The sequence below is a fragment of the Burkholderia stabilis genome (assembly GCF_001742165.1).
Lineage (GTDB): Bacteria > Pseudomonadota > Gammaproteobacteria > Burkholderiales > Burkholderiaceae > Burkholderia > Burkholderia stabilis.
Genome location: NZ_CP016442.1, coordinates 379,633 through 399,724 on the forward strand (window position 1 = coordinate 379,633; position 20,092 = coordinate 399,724).

Here is a 20,092-nt window from a genome sequence, read left to right on the forward strand (position 1 = left end):
TATTGGGGATGCATGTTGTTCAAACCTCATCGCTTTGTACCTAAGACAGTTGCAGCGGCCGCGCTCGCCGCTCACGGCCTCGCGGCGCATGCAGCGGCACCGTTCGTGGTGCAAGACATCAAGATCGAGGGGCTGCAGCGCGTCGAAGCGGGTTCGGTGTTCGCATATCTGCCGATCAAGCAGGGCGATACCTTCACGGACGACAAGGCATCCGAAGCAATCCGCGCGTTGTACGCGACGGGCTTTTTCAACGACGTGCGCATCGCCACGCAGGGCAACGTCGTCATCGTGCAGGTGCAGGAGCGTCCGGCCATCGCGTCGATCGACTTCACCGGCACGAAGGAATTCGACAAGGACAACCTGACGAAGGCGCTGCGCGCAGTCGGTCTCGCCGACGGCCGCTACTACGACAAGGCGCTGGTCGACAAGGCGGAGCAGGAGCTCAAGCGCCAGTACCTCACGCGCGGCTTCTACGCGGCCGAGGTCAAGACGACGGTCACGCCGGTCGACGCGAACCGCGTGTCGATCCTGTTCGCGGTGGCCGAAGGCCCGAGCGCGAAGATCCGCCAGATCAACTTCATCGGCAACAAGGCATTCAAGACGAGCACGCTGCGCGACGAGATGCAGCTGTCGACGCCGAACTGGTTCTCCTGGTACACGAAGAACGACCTGTACTCGAAGGAAAAGCTGACGGGCGACCTCGAGGCCGTGCGCTCGTACTACCTGAACCGCGGCTACCTCGAGTTCAACATCGACTCGACCCAGGTGTCGATCTCGCCGGACAAGAAGGACATGTACCTGACGGTCACGCTGCACGAAGGCGAGCCGTACACGATCTCGGGCATCAAGCTGTCGGGCAATCTGCTCGACCGCGAAGCCGAACTGAACAAGCTGATCAAGATCAAGGCGGGCGACCGCTTCTCGGCTGAAAAGCTGCAGCAAACCACCAAGTCGATCGTCGACAAGCTCGGCGAGTACGGTTACGCATTCGCGACCGTCAACGCGCAGCCGGACATCGACCAGGCGAACCACAAGGTAAACCTGAACCTCGTCGTCGATCCGAGCCGCCGCGTGTACGTGCGCCGCATCAACGTCGTCGGCAACACGCGCACGCGCGACGAAGTGGTGCGCCGCGAAATGCGCCAGCTCGAAAGCTCGTGGTTCGACTCGAACCGCCTCGCGCTGTCGAAGGACCGCGTGAACCGTCTCGGCTACTTCACCAACGTCGACGTGACCACGGTGCCGGTCGAAGGCACGAACGACCAGGTCGACGTGAACGTGAAGGTCGACGAAAAGCCGACCGGCGCGATCACGCTGGGCGCGGGCTTCTCGTCGACGGACAAGGTCGTGCTGTCGGCCGGCGTGTCGCAGGACAACGTGTTCGGTTCGGGTACCAGCCTGTCGGTGAACGTCAACACCGCGAAGAGCTACCGTACGCTGACCGTCACGCAGGTCGACCCGTACTTCACGGTCGACGGCATCAAGCGGATCACGGACGTCTACTACCGTACGTACCAGCCGCTCTACTATTCGACGAGCTCGAGCTTCCGGATCATCAGCGCGGGCGGCAACCTGAAGTTCGGCATCCCGTTCTCGGAAGTCGACACCGTCTACTTCGGCGCGGGCTTCGAGCAGAACCGCCTCGACGTCGATTCGAACACGCCGCAGAGCTACCAGGATTACGTGAACCAGTTCGGCCGCGTGTCGAACACGGTGCCGCTGACCATCGCTTGGTCGCGCGATGCGCGTGACAGTGCGCTGATCCCGAGCCGCGGGTACTTCACGCAGGCGAACATGGAGTACGGCGTACCGGTCGGCAAGATCCAGTACTACAAGGCTGATTTGCAGGCCCAGTATTACTACTCGTTCTCGCGCGGCTTCATCCTGGGCATGAACCTGCAGGGCGGCTACGGTAACGGTATCGGCAACCCGTACCCGATCTTCAAGAACTACTACGCGGGCGGTATCGGCTCCGTGCGTGGCTACGAGCCGAGCTCGCTGGGCCCGCGCGACACGAAGACGAACGACCCGATCGGCGGTTCGAAGATGGTGGTCGGCAACATCGAGCTGACGTTCCCGCTGCCGGGTACGGGCTATGACCGCACGCTGCGCGTGTTCACGTTCCTCGACGGCGGTAACGTGTGGGGCAACGCACCGGGCGGCACGAGTACGGGCGCCAACGGCCTGCGTTACGGCTATGGCGTGGGTCTCGCGTGGATCTCGCCGATCGGCCCGCTGAAGCTGAGCCTCGGTTTCCCGCTGCAGAAGCACGAAGGCGACCAGTACCAGAAATTCCAGTTCCAGATCGGGACGGCGTTCTGACCGAACGCATGACAACAGCAACGAGAGGGTAATTTTGCTAACCGGTAAGTTTTCGAAACGAGTGATGTGCGCGCTGACCGTTGCGCTGGCCTTGGGCGCGGCGACGGCACACGCACAGGACGTCGCCCGCATCGCGGCGGTCAATTCGGATCGGATCCTGCGCGAGTCGGTGCCCGCGAAGGCGGCGCAGACGAAGCTCGAAGCCGAGTTCGCGAAGCGCGACAAGGATCTGCAGGACCTGGCGGCGCGCCTGAAGTCGATGTCCGATTCGCTGGACAAGAACGGCCCGTCGCTGTCGGCGGCCGACCGCGCGCAGAAGCAGCGCGATCTCGCCCAGCTCGATACCGACTTCCAGCGCAAGCAGCGCGAGTTCCGCGAAGACCTGAACCAGCGTCGCAACGAGGAGCTGGCGGCTGTGCTCGAGCGGGCGAACAAGGTCATCAAGCAGATCGCCGAGCAGCAGAATTACGACCTGATCGTGCAGGAAGCCGTGTACGTCAGCCCGCGCATCGACATCACCGACAAGGTGCTCAAGGCGCTCGCGTCCGGCTCGACGAACTGAACGGAGCAGACGACGAATGGCATTGACGCTTGAGGAACTCGTAAAGCGGTTCGGCGGCGAGATCGCCGGCGACGCACAGTGCAAGGTGGGCGGGCTCGCACCGCTCGACCAGGCAGGCCCTCAGCAGCTCGCGTTCCTCGCGAATCCGAAGTACCTGTCGCAGGTCGAGTCGACCCGCGCGGGCGCGGTGCTGATCGCGCCGAAGGATCTGGAAAAGCTTGGCGCGGCCGCCAGCGGACGCAACTTCATCGTGACGCCGAATCCGTACGCGTACTTCGCGCGCGTCGCGCAGATGTTCATCGACTTGGCCGCGCCGCTGCGCGCCGCCGGCGTGCATCCGAGCGCGACGATCGATCCGGCCGCGAAGGTCGCCGCGAGCGCGGTGATCGGCCCGCACGTGACGGTCGAGGCCGGCGCGGTGATCGAGGACGGCGTGCAGCTCGACGCGAACGTATTCGTCGGCCGCGGCACGACGATCGGCGCGGGCTCGCACCTGTATCCGAACGCATCGGTGTACCACGGCTGCAAGGTCGGCCCGCGCGCGATCATCCATTCGGGCGCCGTGATCGGCTCCGACGGCTTCGGCTTCGCGCCGGATTTCGTCGGCGACGGCGATGCGCGTACCGGCAGCTGGGTCAAGATTCCGCAGGTCGGCGGCGTGTCGATCGGCCCGGACGTCGAGATCGGCGCGAATACGACGATCGATCGCGGCGCGATGGCGGATACCGTCATCGAGGAATGCGTGAAGATCGACAACCAGGTCCAGATCGGCCACAACTGCCGGATCGGCGCCTATACGGTGATCGCCGGCAGTGCGGGCATCGCGGGCAGCACGACGATCGGCCGCCACTGCATGATCGGCGGCGCGGCCGGGATCGCCGGCCACGTGACGCTCGGCGACTATGTCATCATCACCGCGAAATCGGGTGTGTCGAAGTCGCTGCCGAAGGCCGGCATCTACACGAGCGCGTTCCCTGCCGTCGACCACGGCGAATGGAACAAGAGCGCCGCACTCGTGCGCAACCTCGACAAGCTGCGCGAGCGCATCAAGGCGCTCGAAGTCGCGCTCGCCGCCCAGGGCGGCACGGACGCCTGAGCGCGCCATGCGAGACCACGAACCGGGCACGGCCAGCGCAACCGGCCCGGTTTGCCAGACTGGGCCGCGCGGCGGCCCGCTTCAGCATTTGCATCACCACCGCGCAGCCTCTGCGTGAGACGAACCATCATGAGCACTGAAAAAATCAATCTCGACATCCACAAGATCCTCACGCTGCTGCCGCATCGCTACCCGATTCTGCTCGTCGATCGCGTGCTCGAACTCGAGCCGCACAAAGGAATCAAAGCGCTGAAGAACGTGTCGATCAACGAGCCGTTCTTCCAGGGGCATTTCCCGAAGCGGCCCGTGATGCCGGGCGTGCTGATCCTCGAGGCGCTCGCTCAGGCGGCCGCGCTGCTGACTTTCGCGGAAGAGCAGCCGAAGGATCCGGAAAACACGCTGTACTACTTCGTCGGGATCGACGGGGCGCGTTTCAAGCGTGTGGTCGAGCCGGGCGATCAACTGATTCTGAACGTGACGTTCGAACGCTACATCCGCGGCATCTGGAAATTCAAGGCGGTGGCGGAAGTGGACGGCAAGGTGGCGGCGGAAGCCGAACTGATGTGCACGGTCAAGACGGCCGACGCGGCGCCCTGAGCGACGCGGCACGCATGGGCAACGCAACGCGACACATCATATCGAGAGGCAACGGCGCATGACCAGGATTCATCCCACCGCGATCGTCGAACCGGGCGCGCAGATCGACGAATCGGTCGAGATCGGCCCGTATGCGGTCGTCGGTCCGCACGTCACGATCGGCGCGCGGACGACGATCGGCTCGCATAGCGTGATCGAAGGCCATACGACGCTCGGCGAGGACAACCGGATCGGCCATTACGCATCGGTAGGCGGTCGTCCGCAGGACATGAAGTACAAGGACGAGCCGACGAAGCTCGTGATCGGCAACCGCAACACGATCCGCGAATTCACGACGATCCACACGGGCACCGTGCAGGACGTCGGCGTGACGACGCTCGGCGACGACAACTGGATCATGGCCTACGTGCACATCGGCCACGACTGCCGCGTCGGCAACCACGTGATCCTGTCGAGCAACGCGCAGATGGCCGGCCACGTCGAGATCGGCGACTGGGCGATCGTCGGCGGGATGTCGGGCGTTCACCAGTTCGTGCGGATCGGCGCGCACTCGATGCTGGGCGGCGCGTCGGCGCTCGTGCAGGATATTCCGCCGTTCGTGATCGCGGCGGGCAACAAGGCCGAGCCGCACGGGATCAACGTCGAAGGGCTGCGCCGGCGCGGCTTCTCGCCCGATGCAATTTCCGCGCTGCGCAGCGCGTATCGCCTGCTGTACAAGAACGGCCTGTCGTTCGAGGAGGCGAAGGTGCAGCTGCGTGAGCTGGCGGAAGCGGGCGGCGAGGGCGACGCGGCGGTCAAGGCGTTCGTCGATTTCATCGACGCGTCCCAGCGCGGCATCATCCGCTAAGCGATGCCGCTTCCGACCAATCAGCTTCGGCTCGCGATGGTGGCCGGCGAGCCGTCAGGCGATCTGCTCGCGGCGTCGCTGCTCGGCGGCTTGCGCGAGCGGCTGCCCGCATCCGCCCAGTATTACGGGATCGGCGGGCAGCGGATGATCGCGCAGGGCTTCGACTCGCACTGGCAGATGGACAAGCTGACCGTGCGCGGCTATGTCGAGGCGCTGGGCCAGATTCCCGAGATCCTGCGGATTCGCGGCGAACTGAAGCGCCAACTGCTCGCGGAGCGGCCGGACGCGTTCATCGGCGTCGATGCGCCCGACTTCAACTTCAACGTCGAACAGGCCGCGCGCGACGCGGGCATCCCGTCGATCCACTTCGTGTGCCCGTCGATCTGGGCATGGCGTGGCGGCCGGATCAAGAAGATCGCGAAGTCCGTCGACCACATGCTGTGTCTGTTCCCGTTCGAGCCTGCGATTCTCGACAAGGCCGGCGTGGCGTCGACCTACGTCGGCCATCCGCTTGCCGACGAAATCCCGCTCGAGCCCGACACGCACGGCGCGCGCATCGCGCTCGGCCTGCCGGCCGATGGCCCGGTGATCGCGGTGCTGCCGGGCAGCCGGCGCTCGGAAATCGCGCTGATCGGCCCGACCTTCTTCGCGGCAATGGCGCTGATGCAGCAGCGCGAACCCGGCGTGCGGTTCGTGATGCCGGCGGCGACGCCCGCGCTGCGCGAGCTGCTGCAGCCGCTCGTCGACGCGCATCCGCAACTCGCATTGACGATCACCGACGGCCGCTCGCAGGTTGCGATGACGGCTGCCGACGCGATCCTCGTGAAGAGCGGCACCGTCACGCTGGAAGCTGCGCTGCTGAAGAAGCCGATGGTGATCTCGTACAAGGTGCCCTGGCTGACCGGGCAGATCATGCGGCGGCAGGGCTACCTGCCGTATGTCGGCCTGCCGAACATCCTGGCCGGGCGCTTCGTCGTGCCCGAACTGCTGCAGCATTTCGCGACGCCTGAGGCGCTCGCCGATGCGACGCTCACGCAGTTGCGCGACGACGCGAACCGCCGCACGCTGACCGAAATCTTTACCGAAATGCATCTTTCGCTGCGGCAGAACACGGCCGCGAAGGCGGCCGAAGCGGTCGTGCGCGTGCTTGAACAACGCAAGGGGCGCGCATGACCGCAGTACGCACACCGCGTCGCCGCGCGTCGGCCGACGTGCAGGGCGGCTTCGATTTCAGCCGGCCCGACGAGATCGTCTGCGGCGTCGACGAGGCCGGGCGCGGCCCGCTCGCGGGGCCGGTGGTGGCCGCCGCGGTGATCCTCGATCCTGCACAGCCGATCGACGGGCTCGACGATTCGAAGGCGTTGTCCGCGAAGAAGCGCGAAGCGCTGTACGAGCTGATCGTCGCGCGTTCGCTCGCGTATTGCGTCGCGTCGGCGAGCGTCGATGAAATCGATACGCTGAACATCCTGCACGCGACGATGCTCGCGATGAAGCGGGCGGTCGAGGGCCTGTCGGTTCTGCCTACGCTCGCGCAGATCGACGGCAACCGCTGCCCGACGCTGACGGTGCGCGCCGAGGCGATCGTCAGTGGCGACGCGCTCGTGCCGAGCATCTCGGCTGCGTCGATCCTCGCGAAGGTGACGCGCGACCGCATGCTCGTCGACCTGCACGAACGCTTCCCGGTGTACGGCTTCAACGTGCATGCGGGCTACGGCACTGCGAAACACCTTGCCGCGCTGCGCGAGCACGGCCCGTGCGAAGCGCATCGGCGTACGTTCGCGCCGGTTCGCGCGGCACTTGATCTTGGGGCCTGTTCCCGCTAATAACGGGCTTGCGCTGGCCGCCAGAAGGGCCGAGCGCAAGGAATGGGACGCGGCGAATACCTGGCGTATTCGCAAGGAGCATGACGCCGCGATCGGCCCTTCTGGCGGCCAGCCCCTGGAAAGTTTTTTAGTTACGGGAACGTGCCTTGCCGGCCGCATTGCGGCGTCGCGCGTCGCTTGTTTGGCTCGGCCAAACGGCGCTCCTTGCTTCTTGCACTGCAGCCGGCAAGGCACGTTCGCAAGCCCGTTATTAGCGGGAACAGGCCCTTCAATGAAAAGCATTACTTCCCGCGACAACCCGCTGTACAAGCGCCTGAAGACGCTCGCGGGTTCGACGCCGCATCAGCGCCGCAGCGGCCAGGCGCTGCTCGAAGGCTTCCATCTCGCGAGCGCATACCTCGATACGGGTGCGACGCCCGAGCTGTGCGTGACGACCGAAGGCGCGCTCGGCCATGCCGAGGCGCAGGCGATCATCGCGCGCATCGATGCGCAGCGGATCGTCACACTGCCCGATGCGCTGTTCGGGCAGTTGTCGAACGTCGTCAGCGGCGTCGGTTTCCTGCTGCTCGTCGACCGGCCGGCGCAGCCGCTGCCGGAACGCGTGACGCACACGTCGGTCGTGCTCGACGGCGTGCAGGACGCCGGCAATGTCGGCTCGATCCTGCGGAGCGCGGCGGCTGCCGGCGTGCGCCATGTGTTCTGCGCGCCCGGTACGGCCTACGCATGGTCGTCGAAGGTGCTGCGCTCGGGCATGGGTGCGCATTTCCTGTTGTCGATCCACGAGGACGTCGCGGCCGACGCGCTTGCTGCGCGGCTCGACGTACCGGTCGCGCTGACCGATTCGCACGGCGCGCAGGCGGTCTACGATTGCAATCTGTCGGGGGCGGTCGCGTGGGTGTTCGGCAACGAAGGTGCAGGCGTATCGGCGTTCTGGCGCGATGCGGCTACGCATCGCGTGACGATTCCGCAGCCGGGCGGGATGGAGTCGCTGAATGTCGCCGCAGCGGCAGCGGTCTGCCTGTTCGAGCAGGTACGGCAGCAGCGGCGCGTGTGATGCCGGGGTGTGCGCCGTCGCACAATGAAAAAAGGCCGCGTTCGACGCGGCCTTTTTGTTTCCGGCAGTTCCGGCCGGGCAGGCGGCCGATGGCCGCCGGCGCGCAGGCGTTCAGTACGACTGCCGGTCGAGACGGATTTCCTGCAGGATCGTCGTCGCGATTTCCTCGATCGACTTGTGCGTCGACGACAGCCACTTGATCCCTTCGCGGCGCATCATCGCTTCGGCCTCGTTGATCTCGTAGCGGCAGTTTTCCGGCGCCGCGTACTTGCTGCCCGGACGGCGCTCGTTGCGGATCTCCGACAGGCGTTGCGGGTCGATCGACAGCCCGAACAGCTTCTCGCGGTGCGCGGAGAGCGCCGACGGCAGCTTGCCGCGTTCGAAGTCTTCCGGAATCAGCGGATAGTTCGCTGCCTTCACGCCGTACTGCATCGCGAGATACAGGCTCGTCGGCGTCTTGCCGCTGCGCGACACGCCGACGAGGATCACGTCGGCCTCCGACAGGTTGCGGTTCGACTGGCCGTCGTCGTGCGCGAGCGAGAAGTTGATCGCCTCGATCCGCGTCTTGTATTCCTCGGTGTCGGCGTTCTGGTGGCCGCGGCCCATCGCGTGGCTCGACTTGAGCTCCAGCTCCTGCTCGAGCGGCTCGACGAAGCGCTGGAACATGTCGAGCACGAGCGCGTTCGAGCGCTTGACGATGTCGTTGGACTCGCTGTCGACGAGCGTCGTGAACACGATCGCGCGGCGGCCGTCGTGCACGGCGGCCTCGTTGATCTTCTCGACGGTCGCATAGGCCTTGTCGAGCGAGTCGACGAACGGCACGCGTACGAGACGGAATTTCTGGTCGAACTGGGAGAGGATCGAGTGCGCGAAGGTTTCGGCAGTGATCCCGGTGCCGTCGGAGACGATGAAAACGGTAGGCAGCATGAATCTGGGCGTCGAACGTGAAGGGCGGTTGCGCGGGGCGGCTGGAGGTTCGCCTCCAGACGCAGTGACAAGGTCGCGCCACATCCGGCAGCCGGCACGGTAGAATAGCGGCAACCTGTTGGATAAGCAATTGCGGGGGCAGGGTGCGTACGGCGCCCGTGGCTTGGCCGCTCGATTCGAAAATTCCCGGCAAGTTTGGCGATTTGTCTGCAAATATCGCCCTTCTGCCGGGATTTTGCAAATCGGGTCGGAAGATTTCCGCCGCTGCGATTGTTTATCTAACAGGTTGCGCAAGACGCGCCGCGCCTTTTTGCAAGCGCCCGCGTCCAAGCCCACTTGCGCGATCGAGCATTTTTTTCACACTTAGGGGCTTGTATGACTAACGCAGCAAACGTCGCAAAGGACCAGGCGTATGTAATTCCGTTCGAGCAGTTGCGGATGACCGATGTGGAGATCGTCGGCGGCAAGAATGCGTCGCTCGGCGAGATGATCAGCCAGCTTTCCGAAGCAGGCGTTCGCGTGCCCACCGGTTTCGCCACGACCGCGCTCGCTTTCCGCGATTTCCTCAAGCACAACGACCTTACCGACCGCATCGCCAAACGTCTCGAGTCGCTCGACATCGACGACGTGAAGGCGCTCGCCGAAGCCGGTGCCGAAATCCGCAAGTGGATCGTCGACGCGCCGATGCAGGCGCGCCTCGAGCAGGAAATCCGTGCACAGTTCGAAATCCTGAAGAACGGCTCGCCGAGCGAGTTGTCGTTCGCCGTGCGCTCGTCCGCGACCGCGGAAGACCTGCCCGACGCGTCGTTCGCCGGCCAGCAGGAGTCGTACCTGAACGTCGTCGGCATCGACGACGTGCTCGACCGCATGAAGCACGTGTTCGCGTCGCTGTACAACGATCGCGCAATCTCGTACCGCGTGCACAAGGGCTTCACGCACGCCGAGGTCGCACTGTCGGCCGGCGTGCAGCGCATGGTCCGCTCGGACGTCGGCGCCGCCGGCGTGATGTTCACGATCGACACCGAATCGGGCTTCAAGGACGCCGTGTTCATCACGTCGAGCTACGGCCTGGGCGAAACCGTCGTGCAGGGCGCGGTGAACCCGGACGAGTTCTACGTGTTCAAGACGACGCTCGCCCAGGACAAGTACCCGATCATCCGCCGCTCGATCGGCTCGAAGCTGATCAAGATGGAATTCACGCAGCCGGGCGAGCCGGGCCGCGTGAAGACGGTCGACGTGCCGCACGAGCAGCGCAACCGCTACTCGATCACCGACGAGGACGTGATCGAGCTGGCGAAGTACGCGGTCATCATCGAGAAGCACTACCAGCGTCCGATGGACATCGAGTGGGGCAAGGACGGCCGCGACGGCAAGATCTTCATCCTGCAGGCGCGCCCGGAAACGGTGAAGAGCCAGGCGAGCGGCAAGGCCGAGCAGCGCTTCAAGCTGAAGGGCCAGTCGCAGGTGCTGGCGACGGGCCGTGCGATCGGCCAGAAGATCGGTGCGGGCCCCGTGCGCGTGATCCAGGATCCGTCGGAAATGGAACGCGTGCAGCCGGGCGACGTGCTGGTTGCCGACATGACCGACCCGAACTGGGAGCCGGTGATGAAGCGCGCGGCCGCGATCGTCACGAACCGTGGCGGCCGGACCTGCCACGCGGCGATCATCGCGCGTGAGCTCGGCGTGCCGGCGGTGGTCGGCTGCGGCGACGCGACCGACATTCTGAAGGACGGCGCGCTCGTCACCGTGTCGTGCGCGGAAGGCGACGAAGGCAAGATCTACGACGGGCTGCTCGAGACGGAAGTCACGGAAGTGCAGCGCGGCGAACTGCCGGAAATCCCGGTCAAGATCATGATGAACGTCGGCAACCCGCAGCTCGCGTTCGACTTCTCGCAACTGCCGAACGGCGGCGTGGGCCTTGCGCGTCTCGAGTTCATCATCAACAACAACATCGGCGTTCACCCGAAGGCGATTCTCGAGTACCCGAACATCGACCAGGACCTGAAGAAGGCTGTCGAGAGCGTCGCGCGCGGTCACGCGTCGCCGCGCCAGTTCTACGTCGACAAGCTGACGGAAGGCGTCGCGACGATCGCTGCGGCGTTCTATCCGAAGCCCGTGATCGTGCGTCTGTCCGACTTCAAGTCGAACGAGTACAAGAAGCTGATCGGCGGTTCGCGTTACGAGCCGGACGAGGAAAACCCGATGCTGGGCTTCCGCGGCGCGTCGCGCTACATCGCTGAAGACTTCGCCCAGGCGTTCGAGATGGAGTGCCGTGCGCTGAAGCGTGTGCGCGACGAGATGGGCCTGACCAACGTCGAGATCATGGTGCCGTTCGTGCGTACCGTGAAGCAGGCGGAGCGTGTCGTCGGCCTGCTCGAGAAGTTCGGCCTGAAGCGCGGCGAAAACGGCCTGCGCCTCGTGATGATGTGCGAAGTCCCGACCAACGCGATCCTCGCCGAAGAGTTCCTGCAGCACTTCGACGGTTTCTCGATCGGCTCGAACGACCTCACGCAGCTCACGCTCGGCCTCGACCGCGACTCGGGCATGGAGCTGCTGGCCGTCGACTTCGACGAGCGCGACCCGGCCGTCAAGTTCCTGCTGAAGCGCGCGATCGACACCTGCCTCCGGATGGGCAAGTACGTCGGTATCTGCGGCCAAGGCCCGTCCGATCACCCGGACTTCGCGCAATGGCTGACCGACGAAGGCATCGTGTCGATCTCGCTGAACCCCGACACGATCATCGATACGTGGCAGGCGCTGGCCGCCAACCGGAAGTAACGGTCGGTGATGCTGCTTCGGCGAAAGCGCGGTGCCGCCGCGTTTTCGTTGAAGGCAAAATGCAAGGTTCGTGTTATAAACACCCCGGTACGCACCGGGGTGTTTTTGTTTGTCGGTACGCAAGGTGCCGATCCGGGCGTGCCGGTCGCCTCCGCTCGCGGCAACGAATATAGTGAGTATCGGGGGCGTTTTTCTGGAGGCCAAAATGATGTCGGGGCATCTGTTCTGGTGGGTCGCGGTGGGCGTGCTGGTCGTGGCCGAACTGCTGACGGGCACGTTCTACCTGCTGATGATCGCGCTTGGCTTTCTCGCCGGCGGCTTGCTGCAACTGGCCGGTTTCGCGCCGCATGTGCAGTTCGGCGCGGCGGCCGCAGTCGCGATCGTCGCGATGATCGTGCTGCGCCGCTCGGGGCTCGGCCGCAAGCAGAAGCGCGACACGTCGACGAATCCCGACGTCAATCTCGACATCGGCTCGACCGTCACGGTCGACGCGTGGCGTGACGGCCGCGCGCGCGTGCAGTATCGCGGCGCCGACTGGGACGTCGAGCTCGCGAACGGCGAACGCGACGATGCGCGCGTATATCAGGTAAGCGCCGTGCGCGGCAACTGTCTCGTGGTTGTGGCGAAACCCGCGGGCTGATCGTCCGCTGATACAACAAGGAGGGAACACTTCATGGATTCGCTGATCATCTGGGTCGTCCTGCTCGTCATCGCCATCGTGATCGTGTCGAAGACGGTGAAGATCGTGCCGCAGCAGCATGCGTGGGTGCTCGAGCGCTTCGGTCGCTATCACGCGACGCTGTCGCCCGGTCTCAATATCGTGCTGCCGTTCGTCGATCGCATCGCGTATCGCCACGTGCTGAAGGAAATTCCGCTCGACGTGCCGAGCCAGATCTGTATCACGCGCGACAACACGCAGCTGCAGGTCGACGGCGTGCTGTATTTCCAGGTGATGGACCCGATGAAGGCGTCGTACGGGTCGAGCAACTTCGTGCTCGCGATCACGCAGCTGTCGCAGACGATGCTGCGTTCGGTGATCGGCAAGCTCGAGCTCGACAAGACCTTCGAGGAGCGTGACTTCATCAACCACAGCATCGTGTCGGCGCTGGATGAGGCGGCCGCGAACTGGGGCGTGAAGGTGCTGCGCTACGAGATCAAGGACCTGACGCCGCCGAAGGAAATCCTGCACGCGATGCAGGCGCAGATCACCGCGGAGCGCGAAAAGCGCGCGCTGATCGCCGCATCCGAAGGCCGCAAGCAGGAGCAGATCAACCTCGCGTCGGGCGCGCGCGAAGCCGCGATCCAGAAATCCGAGGGCGAGCGGCAGGCCGCGATCAACCAGGCGCAGGGCGAGGCCGCGGCAATTCTCGCGGTGGCCGAGGCGAACGCGCAGGCGATCCAGAAGATCGCGAGCGCGATCCAGTCGCAAGGCGGGATGGATGCGGTGAACCTGAAGGTCGCCGAGCAGTACGTCGGCGCGTTCTCGAATCTCGCGAAGCAGGGCAACACGCTGATCGTGCCGTCGAACCTGTCGGATCTCGGCAGTGCGATCGCGTCGGCGATGTCGATCGTCAAAAACGCTTCACCGGCCGCGGGCGGGAAGGGCTGAGCCGGAAATGCCCGATGCGCGGGCGGCCGCCGCATGCGATTGGCATGCGGCGAATCGTCGCGCAGCCGGGCCGGTTCGAGCGAAGTTCATGGGGCGTTGCCGGCGCATGCGTTCTGTCGAACGGGCAGCGTCGCGTGTGGAATTCCGCCGGCAGCCCGGCCTCCGCGACTCACACCGTACAAAGCAACACGGCCCGCTTCGAGCGGGCCGTATCGTTTGTGATGCGATTCACGCGCGTCAGGTGCCGGCGCGCATGATGCGCGCCTTTTCGCGTTCCCAGTCGCGCTTCTTCTCCGTTTCGCGCTTGTCGTGCAGCTTCTTGCCCTTCGCGAGCGCGATGTCGCACTTCACGCGACCGCCCTTGTAGTGGAAGTTCAGCGGCACGAGCGTGTACCCGCGCTGCTCGACCTTGCCGATCAGTTTCTTGATTTCCTCACGGTGCAGCAGCAGCTTGCGCGTGCGAACCGGGTCGGGGGTGATGTGCGTCGAGGCTTCGGGCAGCGGGCTGATATGGGTGCCGATCAGGAAGATCTCGGCGTTCTTCACCACGACGTAGCCTTCCTTGATCTGGCCGCGCCCGGCGCGCAGCGCCTTGACTTCCCAGCCCTCAAGCACGAGCCCCGCTTCGTAGCGTTCCTCGATGTGATAATCGAAGTGCGCTTTCCTGTTGTCGATGATGCTCATGAAAGGATCGGGCCAACTCGTTTAAAATCACGATTTTAGCAAAGCAGGGCGGGAATCGCCCGGCTTGCGTTCTCACCTTCAGCGATGCCGCGCGATTTATGGCAGATGTCCAGAAAACCGTATTGATCCGCCATTCGGCGGAACAGATGTTCGACCTCGTCACCGACGTGGCCGATTACCCCAATTTCCTGCCCTGGTGCGGCGGCGTCGAGGTTCGCCGTCAGGACGAGAGCGGGATGGAAGCGCGCATCGACATCAACTTCAAGGGCATCAAGCAGCATTTCGCAACGCGCAACACGCAACAGCGCCCAACGCGGATCGACATGGAGTTCACGGACGGCCCGTTCAAGAAGTTCACCGGTTCGTGGCGCTTCACCGCGCTGCGCGCCGATGCGTGCAAGATCGAATTCGCGCTGCACTACGAGTTTTCGAGCATCCTGCTCGAAAAGATCATCGGGCCGGTGTTCAGCCATATCGCGAACACGTTCGTCGATTCGTTCGTGAAGCGCGCGGACCAGCGCTACGGGAAGGGGTGACGCGATGCTGTCGATCGAAGTCTGCTATGCGTTGCCGGACCGTCAGACACTGATTCCGCTGTCGCTGCCCGAAGGGGCGACCGTTCGCTCCGCGATCGACGCGAGCGGCGTGCTCGCGCTGCATCCGGAGATCGATCTCGCGCATGCGAAGACGGGCGTGTACGGCAAGCTCGCGCCGCTCGACGCAACGCTCGTCGATCACGATCGTGTCGAAATCTACCGCCCGTTGATCGTCGATCCGAAACTGGCGCGCCAGCGGCGCGTCGACAAGTCCCGCCGCGACGGCTCCATCGAGGGCCGCAAGTGGATGCACAAGGATGCGCGCTGACGCGCGCGGTTCTGCGTCTCTCGCCCCGATTCGTCTGATCAAACGCCGCGGCGCTCAGTGGGCCGCGGCGTTTGCTTTTGCCGGTGTGCCGCCCGAGGTATTGCCGCCGGCGGGCGTATCGCCGTGCTGTCGCACCGACCCGTACACGCCGGCGAGCAGCAGCACGAGCGCGGCGATTTCGAGCACGTGCGGCATCCGCTGGTCGTAGACGAACGCGTAAAGCATCGCGAACACGGTTTCGAACACGATCAGCTGGCCCGACAGCGTGAGCGGCAACCGCTTCGACGCCGCATTCCACAACCCGTTGCCGAGCCACGACGCACCGATCGCGAGCACGAGGTTCAGCAGCCAGAACAACTGCCAGCGCGACGCCGGGACGGCCGCCTGCACCGTGCCGGCCGGCAGCGCGAGGATCGCGATCCAGCAAAGTCCGCCGATCAGGCCGGTCACGACACCCCACAGCACCGACCATTCGTTACCGCCGAAATGATGATGGCGCTGCAGGTAGCGCGTGTTCGCGACTGCGTACCAGGTCCAGCTCGCAAGCGCGCCGGCCGCGCACGCGATGCCCGCGAGCTTCTGGCCGAGCGTCGTCGCGTGCGCGGCCTCGGACGTGAAGAGATCGACGTTGATGCAGACGATGCCTGCGATCACCAGCGCGAGCGGGGCGGCGAGCCGCCGCAATGGCACCGCGCCGTGGTCGCCGAGGCCGGCCAGCGTGACGGTGACGGGCAATACACCGACGATCAGCGAGCTGGGCGCGATGCCGATCAGGTGCACGGCGCCGGACAGCAGCATGTAGTACGCGACGTTGCCGACGACGGCGAGCTTCACGAGCGCGACGAGATCTTCGCGGGTGAGCCGCGCGAGCAGCGAGCGGGCGGCCGGCAGCGCGGCCGCGAGCGACACGAGGCCGTACATCGCGTAGCGGCCGACGCTCAGCAGCAGCGGCGAGAAGTCGGTCAGCAGCCGAGGAACGAGAAACACCATGCCCCACAGGGCACCTGCCAGGACACCATAGACCACACCGCGCTGCATCGACTGCTCCGAACACATGACTGACGTGCGCGCATCTTAGCGACGCCGGCGCAGCGGCGTCTTGTTCATTCCTGCACTCGGGGTATGACGGGGCTTGGGCGTGCCCCGCGACAATCGGGAGCGGTTGCGATCCGCTCCTGATTGTCGCGGTGTCGAGGGTTCGCCGCCGAGGGGCGGCGGGGATCGGACGTCGGTGCGAATCAGCCGTCGGCAGGATCGGGCGCCGCACCGGCGCCGTCGCTCGATGCGCGCGCCGGCCGTCTCACGGCGCGCAGCTTGCCGCTGTTGCCGCCGCCGCAGTAGAAGCGGTCGCGGCCGTCGGATTCGAGCCCCGACACGCCGACGCCGGGCGGCATGTCGACCTGCTCCAGCACCTGTCCCGTGCGCGGATCGATATGCCGCAGTTCGCTCTGGTCGGCTTCCCAGGTGCCGTGCCACAGCTCGCCGTCGACCCAGGTGACGCCGGTGACGAACCGGTTCGATTCGATCGTGCGCAGCACGGCGCCCGATTGCGGATCCACCTGATGAATCTTGCGTTCGCGGTACTGGCCGACCCACAGCGTGCCTTCGGCCCAGGCGAGCCCCGAGTCGGCGCCGCCGCCGGGGGCGGGAATCGTCGCGAGCACGCGGCCCGATTCCGGGTCGATCTTCTCGATGCGGTCCTCGACGATCTGGAACAGGTGGTGGCCGTCGAACGCCGTGCCTGCATGCGCGGCGACGTCGAGCGCACGCACGGTCGTGCCGCTGTCCGGATCGAGCGCATTCAACTTGTCGCCGGACGCGTACCACACGTGCTGCCCGTCGAACGTGACGCCGTGTACGCCGTCGACGCCCGGGAACGGGCCGTATTCGCGAATGATGTCTGCGTTGGAGCGCTTCATGTTCGTTACCTCGTCGTTCGATGAGCCCATCCTAATCGCCCGGCAGCGGAGCGGGGAGTAACAAGGTCGTCGCGAATCCGGGTAGCGGCGGCGTCATCCAGCGGCGCGCGCGGCCGAGACCGAGCGCCTGCACCTTGTCCGCTTCGGCGAGCGCGTCGAGCGCGCGCTGCACGGTGCGCTGGCTCGCGCCGAGCGCGAGCGCCAGCGCGGAACTCGACCACGCCTCACCATCGGCGAGGAGCGCGAGCACGGCCGCGTGGCGATCGTCGACCGGGCGCGCGAGCACGACGGTCTCGCGTACGCCGAGCGGCTCGAGCGCGAAACCGCGCGGCGTCGCGGTGACGTTCGCGAGCGGCCGCAGCACCGCGCGCAGCCGGCCGATCTCGACGCGCAGGCGCGCGCGATGCGATTCGTCCGCATGTTTCGCGCGGAACGCGGCGGCGACGAGCGCGTTTCTCGATACGTCGGCTGGCCATGCCTCGCCGAGCGCGCGGGCGAGCACGAACAGCACGGGGCGACGCGCGAGCGACACGGTCGTGCGCGCGTCGCGCACGGTGTGGCGGCACGCGTCGACGACGAGCGCGTTCGACTCCAGCAGCGTTTCGACTTCGTCGAGCGGCACAAGCCGCGACGTGCCACGCACGATGAGTCGCGCAGCCGGCGCATCGAGCACGCGCGATGCGGTGTCGACTTCGGCTGTCAGCGCGGCGATGCCGGCGTCGCGGGCGGCCGCATGCGCGCGGGCGAGCGCCGCGCGGGCTGCGTGCGCGCGGATGCGGCGCATCGCGATGCCGGCCGAGATCAGTTCATGGGCGGCGCGCGATGCGGCCGGCAGCGGCGACGGATCGAGGTTCGCGAGCATTCGTTCGGCATCGTCGATGTGGCCGATCAGCAGCAGCCGGCGCACGCCGAGATAGCGCGCATGCGCGGCGTTCGCGCGGTCGCCGTGCGCGTCGAGCGTCGCGCATGCGGTGTCGAGCGCGCGTGTCGGCCAGTGGAGGTCGCGCGACGCGAGTGCGATCTCGGCTTCGGCGACGACACAGCGCGCACGCGCCACGGCTTCCTTCGCGCCGAATGCGCGTGCGGCGCCGCGCACGAGTGCGCGCGCGCGTTCGAAATCGCCGAGCTGCGCCATGGCGATCCCGCGCAGCGCGAGCGCCGGCGCGTCGTCCCGCAGCGCGACGCGGTTCAGCGCGCCGAGCGCGTCACCGGCCGCGAGCGCGCGTGCGGCTGCGGTAATCAGCGAATCCATCCGAATCCCGACACACTTGTCACTCCCTCCGGTCCGATGCCCGGCACTAATCTAGCACCACGCACACGGCCCTGTATGCCGTGCCCGGATATCCATCGAAAGGAGGAACCCGCAATGACGATCCATCTCACCGGAACACGCGACGAATGGCTGGCCGAGCGCCGCGCGCTGCTCGATGCCGAAAAGGCGCTGACGCGGCAAAGCGACGAACTCGCGCGGCGGCGCCAGGCGCTGCCGTGGGTGCGCGTCGACAAGACCTACCGGTTCGATACCGAAGACGGGCAGGCGACGCTCGACGACCTGTTTCGCGGCCGTTCGCAACTGCTCGTCTATCACTTCATGTTCGGCCCCGACTACAAGGCCGGCTGCCCGTCGTGCTCGGCGCTCGCGGACGGTTTCGACGGTTTCGCCGTGCACCTGGCGAACCACGACGTGACGCTCGCGGCCGTGTCGCGCGCGCCGCTCGCGAAGCTGCTCGCCTACCGGCAGCGGATGGGGTGGCGCTTTCCGTGGGCGTCGTCGGTCGGCAGCGATTTCAATTTCGACTTCAATGTGTCGTTCACCGAAACGCAGCAGCGCGCGGGCGACGTCGAATACAACTATGCGCGGGCCGGCCACGCGATGGACATGGACCCGCCGCCGGCGCCCGTCGCGCAGTTCGCGGCGACGTGCGGCACCGATGCGGTCACGTACTCGCTCGACCGGCCGGGCATGAGCGCGTTCGTGCGCGACGACGGTGTCGTCTATCACACGTACTCGACCTATGCGCGCGGGCTCGACGGGCTGTGGGGGATGTACCAGTGGCTCGATCGCGCGCCGCGCGGGCGCAATGAGGCGGGCCCCTGGTGGCGTCGTCACGACGAGTACGCGCGCGGCTGAGCGCGGGCGGCGGACGGGAGCGCGGGATGACACGGCCGGCAACCGGCAATACGGGCCCCGATCCGCGGGCATTCGCGGCGGCGTTCGTGGCCGTGTTCGCCGCGGCCGCGATGGCGACCCTGGCGCAGCACGCGTCGATGGACGCGATGGGTGGCGAACCGATGCCCGGCGGCTGGACGACGTCCGCCGCGTGGCTGCGGCCGTGCGGATGGGGGGCCGGACGCGCGTTCGCCGCGTTTGCCGGCATGTGGGGCGCGATGACGGTGACGATGATGCTGCCGGTGCTGGCGCCCACGCTCTGGCGATACCGGCAGGGCATCGGCCCGCTGGCCTCGGCACGCCCGGCCTGGCTCGTCGTCATCGCGGGCGCCGGGTATTTCGCGGTATGGATGGCGTTCGGCGCGCTGGCGTTTCCAGCCGGCACCGCGCTGGCGGCTGCCGCGGCACGGCTGCCGGTGCTCGCCCGTGCGGTGCCGTTTGCGGCGGGCGCGGTCGTGGCCGGCGCCGGCGTGCTGCAATTCTCGGCGTGGAAGGTGCGGCGGCTGGCGTGTTGCCGGCATGCGGCGACGGATGCGCGCATGTCGCGAGCGGATGCCGGGGCCGCATGGCGGTATGGCGTGCGCGCCGCGATGCACTGCAGCGCCTGTTGCGGGAACCTGATGGCGATCTCGCTGGCGGCCGGCGTGATGGATCTGCGCGTGATGGCCGCCGTGACGGTCGCGATTGCCGCGGAGCGCCTCGTGCCGGCCGGCGAGCGTGTAGCGCGGATGACCGGCTGCATCGTGATCGGGGGCGGCATCGCGATGCTCGCGCACGCAGCGGGGCTGCCGTAAGACCGGGGGGCTGATCCGGCCCGTTGCCGGGCTGCCCGACGGGCGG

The 20,092-nt window shown here is 66.3% G+C and carries 20 protein-coding genes; 15 read left to right on the forward strand and 5 right to left on the reverse strand.

What is annotated here, in order from left to right; translation table 11 throughout:
- Positions 1–12: 12 nt before the first annotated feature.
- The 8 genes from bamA (at position 13) to BBJ41_RS01890 (ending at position 8,301) form a co-directional block, all read left to right on the forward strand.
- Positions 13–2,322 (forward strand): outer membrane protein assembly factor BamA, encoded by a 2,310-nt coding sequence (gene bamA / locus BBJ41_RS01855; RefSeq protein WP_069745070.1) that lies wholly within the window; start codon positions 13–15, stop codon positions 2,320–2,322.
- A 64-nt stretch (positions 2,323–2,386) separates the two neighbouring features.
- Positions 2,387–2,884: an OmpH/Skp family outer membrane protein gene (locus tag BBJ41_RS01860; protein WP_069745071.1), complete on the forward strand. Its 498-nt coding sequence runs from the start codon at positions 2,387–2,389 to the stop codon at positions 2,882–2,884.
- 16 nt (positions 2,885–2,900) lie between these two features.
- On the forward strand, positions 2,901–3,980 hold the full coding sequence (gene lpxD / locus BBJ41_RS01865) for a UDP-3-O-(3-hydroxymyristoyl)glucosamine N-acyltransferase (RefSeq protein ID WP_069745072.1): 1,080 nt from the start codon (positions 2,901–2,903) through the stop codon (positions 3,978–3,980).
- 129 nt (positions 3,981–4,109) lie between these two features.
- Complete coding sequence (gene fabZ / locus BBJ41_RS01870; protein ID WP_006495559.1) at positions 4,110–4,577, forward strand: 3-hydroxyacyl-ACP dehydratase FabZ; 468 nt, start codon at positions 4,110–4,112, stop codon at positions 4,575–4,577.
- A gap of 58 nt (positions 4,578–4,635) precedes the next feature.
- Positions 4,636–5,424, forward strand: coding sequence for an acyl-ACP--UDP-N-acetylglucosamine O-acyltransferase (lpxA, locus tag BBJ41_RS01875; protein WP_069745073.1), 789 nt, complete (start codon positions 4,636–4,638; stop codon positions 5,422–5,424).
- Positions 5,425–5,427: 3 nt separating this feature from the next.
- A complete protein-coding gene (gene lpxB / locus BBJ41_RS01880) occupies positions 5,428–6,597 on the forward strand; it encodes a lipid-A-disaccharide synthase (protein ID WP_069745074.1) in 1,170 nt (389 codons plus the stop codon).
- Positions 6,594–7,247 carry a ribonuclease HII gene (gene rnhB, locus BBJ41_RS01885; RefSeq protein WP_069745075.1) on the forward strand — a complete coding sequence of 218 codons (654 nt, stop codon included), beginning with the start codon at positions 6,594–6,596 and terminating at the stop codon, positions 7,245–7,247. The genes lpxB and rnhB overlap by 4 nt, the downstream gene beginning before the upstream one ends.
- A 271-nt stretch (positions 7,248–7,518) precedes the next feature.
- Positions 7,519–8,301, forward strand: coding sequence for a TrmH family RNA methyltransferase (locus BBJ41_RS01890; protein WP_069745076.1), 783 nt, complete (start codon positions 7,519–7,521; stop codon positions 8,299–8,301).
- A 111-nt stretch (positions 8,302–8,412) separates the two neighbouring features.
- Here BBJ41_RS01890 and ppsR read toward each other — a convergent pair whose 3' ends face one another.
- Complete coding sequence (gene ppsR, locus BBJ41_RS01895; RefSeq protein ID WP_047900996.1) at positions 8,413–9,228, reverse strand: posphoenolpyruvate synthetase regulatory kinase/phosphorylase PpsR; 816 nt, start codon at positions 9,226–9,228, stop codon at positions 8,413–8,415.
- A 375-nt stretch (positions 9,229–9,603) separates the two neighbouring features.
- Between ppsR and ppsA the strand changes: the two genes are divergently transcribed.
- The 3 genes from ppsA to BBJ41_RS01910 all read left to right on the forward strand — a co-directional run bounded on the left by ppsA (position 9,604) and on the right by BBJ41_RS01910 (position 13,615).
- Complete coding sequence (ppsA, locus tag BBJ41_RS01900; protein ID WP_069745077.1) at positions 9,604–12,006, forward strand: phosphoenolpyruvate synthase; 2,403 nt, start codon at positions 9,604–9,606, stop codon at positions 12,004–12,006.
- Positions 12,007–12,211: 205 nt separating this feature from the next.
- Positions 12,212–12,646: an NfeD family protein gene (locus BBJ41_RS01905; protein ID WP_069745078.1), complete on the forward strand. Its 435-nt coding sequence runs from the start codon at positions 12,212–12,214 to the stop codon at positions 12,644–12,646.
- A gap of 33 nt (positions 12,647–12,679) precedes the next feature.
- Complete coding sequence (locus BBJ41_RS01910) at positions 12,680–13,615, forward strand: SPFH domain-containing protein (protein WP_069745079.1); 936 nt, start codon at positions 12,680–12,682, stop codon at positions 13,613–13,615.
- A gap of 237 nt (positions 13,616–13,852) precedes the next feature.
- On the opposite strand, the gene smpB is transcribed toward BBJ41_RS01910, so the two are convergent.
- Positions 13,853–14,299, reverse strand: a complete 447-nt coding sequence (smpB, locus tag BBJ41_RS01915) for an SsrA-binding protein SmpB (RefSeq protein ID WP_006758548.1) — start codon at positions 14,297–14,299, stop codon at positions 13,853–13,855.
- A gap of 98 nt (positions 14,300–14,397) precedes the next feature.
- Here smpB and BBJ41_RS01920 point away from each other — a divergent pair, with 98 nt between their 5' ends.
- Together BBJ41_RS01920 and BBJ41_RS01925 are read left to right on the forward strand one after the other, a co-directional pair.
- Positions 14,398–14,835 (forward strand): type II toxin-antitoxin system RatA family toxin, encoded by a 438-nt coding sequence (locus BBJ41_RS01920; RefSeq protein ID WP_021159121.1) that lies wholly within the window; start codon positions 14,398–14,400, stop codon positions 14,833–14,835.
- A gap of 4 nt (positions 14,836–14,839) precedes the next feature.
- Positions 14,840–15,163 (forward strand): RnfH family protein, encoded by a 324-nt coding sequence (locus BBJ41_RS01925; RefSeq protein WP_069745080.1) that lies wholly within the window; start codon positions 14,840–14,842, stop codon positions 15,161–15,163.
- A 54-nt stretch (positions 15,164–15,217) separates the two neighbouring features.
- On the opposite strand, the gene BBJ41_RS01930 is transcribed toward BBJ41_RS01925, so the two are convergent.
- From BBJ41_RS01930 to BBJ41_RS01940, 3 genes are all read right to left on the reverse strand, one after another.
- Positions 15,218–16,201: a DMT family transporter gene (locus tag BBJ41_RS01930; protein WP_069747544.1), complete on the reverse strand. Its 984-nt coding sequence runs from the start codon at positions 16,199–16,201 to the stop codon at positions 15,218–15,220.
- Between the two features lie 200 nt (positions 16,202–16,401).
- Positions 16,402–17,082, reverse strand: coding sequence for a Vgb family protein (locus BBJ41_RS01935; protein WP_069747545.1), 681 nt, complete (start codon positions 17,080–17,082; stop codon positions 16,402–16,404).
- 31 nt (positions 17,083–17,113) lie between these two features.
- Complete coding sequence (locus tag BBJ41_RS01940; RefSeq protein ID WP_069745081.1) at positions 17,114–18,334, reverse strand: DNA-binding protein; 1,221 nt, start codon at positions 18,332–18,334, stop codon at positions 17,114–17,116.
- Between the two features lie 114 nt (positions 18,335–18,448).
- Here BBJ41_RS01940 and BBJ41_RS01945 point away from each other — a divergent pair, with 114 nt between their 5' ends.
- Together BBJ41_RS01945 and BBJ41_RS01950 are read left to right on the forward strand one after the other, a co-directional pair.
- The gene (locus BBJ41_RS01945) at positions 18,449–19,213 is read left to right on the forward strand and encodes a DUF899 domain-containing protein (RefSeq protein WP_069745082.1); all 765 of its coding nucleotides are present in this window, start codon (positions 18,449–18,451) and stop codon (positions 19,211–19,213) included.
- A 26-nt stretch (positions 19,214–19,239) separates the two neighbouring features.
- Positions 19,240–20,046, forward strand: a complete 807-nt coding sequence (locus BBJ41_RS01950) for a DUF2182 domain-containing protein (protein ID WP_069745083.1) — start codon at positions 19,240–19,242, stop codon at positions 20,044–20,046.
- Positions 20,047–20,092: the final 46 nt, after the last annotated feature.